Annotated in this window: 1 protein-coding gene and 1 pseudogene; both read right to left on the bottom strand. The window is 52.2% G+C overall.

What is annotated here, in order from left to right; all coding sequences use genetic code 11:
* Nucleotides 1–62: 62 nt before the first annotated feature.
* Nucleotides 63–1421: a sulfate adenylyltransferase gene (locus Q0236_RS08565; protein WP_297916902.1), complete on the bottom strand. Its 1359-nt coding sequence runs from the start codon at nucleotides 1419–1421 to the stop codon at nucleotides 63–65.
* Nucleotides 1399–1914 (bottom strand): annotated as a pseudogene (locus tag Q0236_RS08560) (hypothetical protein); the annotation flags it as partial. The pseudogene Q0236_RS08560 and the gene Q0236_RS08565, both read right to left, overlap by 23 nt.

Here is a 1914-nt window from a genome sequence, read left to right as displayed (position 1 = left end):
AATTTTACTCTCGCCTAGATGCCGCAAATTCCACGTCATTTTTTACGTTGCGCCCTCAAACGCTACGTCTTTAGCGCGCTGGTTTGATACAGCTGCATCAGCTGTTCGTAAAACTCGCTCTCGTCGTGGCTTTGCAAGATCCCGCCGTTCGGAAATAGCTCATCGTAGAGCTTTTGTAGGTTTTCAAACCGCGCAGGAAAGAGTTCGCTTAGGATCATCGCCGAGATCTCCTTGCGCATGAAGATCGCCGGCGGCAAGATCCCCGCGCGCAGCAGGGTTTTTAAATTTTGCGTGCGATAGTGCACGTGATGGTGCCCGCCGTGAGGACAGTTTTTCACGCTCACTAAGACCTTGCATTTTTCGCAGTAAACGTATTCGGGCATGAGTAGGATCTCGATCTCGCCGCGCTTTTGAAGCTCATCCAGGATCGTGTGCATCCCGCCTCCATCGAAAAACAGCTCGATATGCTTGTGCTTCTGCCCGAATACGACCTTGTTCGCGCCTAAATTTTTAGCGATGATGCACTCCAAAACGGGCTTGTCGTGGTCGCTGAAAATTTCAAGCTCGCTAAGATCGATCAGCATCACGCGCTGCGCGACGAAGAAGTTTTCAAGCAGATATTCAAGCGCCTTTTTTCGCAGCGCGGCGGGCAGCGCGTCGGGCTTTGCGGTGGCGGTAAGAAAGATCACCGTAAGATCGGCCTTGTCGATCATATGCCGCATCAATCGCTCGTGCACGCGGTGGATCGGATCGGCGCAGGTGAAAAATGCCGAAATTTTGGGGCTTTGCAGCTCGTTTTTGATCTTTTGGATCTGCAGAGCCTTGTCTTTCAGCTCGTCCACTATGATCCTGATCTCGCCCTCTACCGCGCTGACGTCTGCGCGCGCGTTTTGAAAGATCGAACCTTTGATCTCGTCCGCACTCGGAAGATAAACGTCCGTCACTTCGATCAGCGCGGCGATCTCACCCTTTGCGGAATCCTCTTTTAGGCTCAGTGCGAGCGTTTCGCCTTTTTTGGCCTCCGCGCAGGAAAATATAAAATTTATCCCCGCCGCGCTTAGCTTTTTTGGGCGCAGTAGAGCGCGCGATCTGCCGAAGCCGCCGTTTGCGACGAGGCTTAACGCGCTTAGATCACAGCGCGAAATTTCAATAATGCGGTGAAATTTCGGTATGCGCGCGGGTTTTGTCGCGCGCGAGGCTTTGAGTGCATCGGTAGTTTTTGCGGCGCGCACAGTTCCCGGCGTGCGCGCGGTTTTGAATATATCGGGGGCGTCGTTCGCGCAAGGAATTTCGGGCGCGCACGTAGCCTCGCTCAAGCGAGAAATTCCGCTCGCGCGAGAGTTTTTACCCGCGTTAGAGATCTCATTAGGATGAGAAATTTTACCTGAGCGAGCGCGGCTATTTTTTTCTTGCGATGCCATATTTTTTCCTTTTTTCCCAAAGCGATTTTCGCGAAATGCCCAAAGCTGCGGCCAGATCGGAGTCGAAATACTCCTGCTGATAGGTCGAGATGGCGAATTTGACGTATTCCTCTATGCTTAAAATTTTTTTATCGCTTCCGCTTTCGGCGAGTGAAATTTCATCTGCAAAGCCCTTTATATGCACGCCCTCAGAGCTTGCGATTAGCCTGGCTTTTTCCGTTTTTTTTAAAATTTCATCCCTCTGCGCGCCGTTTAGGGTGCCAAAATCCTTCACGTAAAAGATCGCCGAGCTTTTGAGCTGCTCGTGTAGAAGAGCCGTGCTCTGTGCGTTTAAAATTTTAATGGGGGATTTTAAAAAATTTGCGATCTTAAATATCGCCGCCGCCCGCGCCGCCGCATCGCCGTCTCTTAGCAGCAGCGGGAATTTTATGCGCGCTATCCGCTCTGGCGCTATCTTGCACGACGCGGCGGCCTCGCACTCGTCGGCCAGGGG

It is taken from the genome of uncultured Campylobacter sp., assembly GCF_938031315.1.
Lineage (GTDB): Bacteria > Campylobacterota > Campylobacteria > Campylobacterales > Campylobacteraceae > Campylobacter_B.
This window is presented reverse-complemented; position numbering and strand designations above follow the sequence as displayed.

Bases quoted from the DNA above. Each gene is read 5' to 3' on its own strand.
- Q0236_RS08565 (WP_297916902.1), bottom strand. From the start codon at position 1,421: ATGGCATCGCAAGAAAAAAATAGCCGCGCTCGCTCAGGTAAAATTTCT.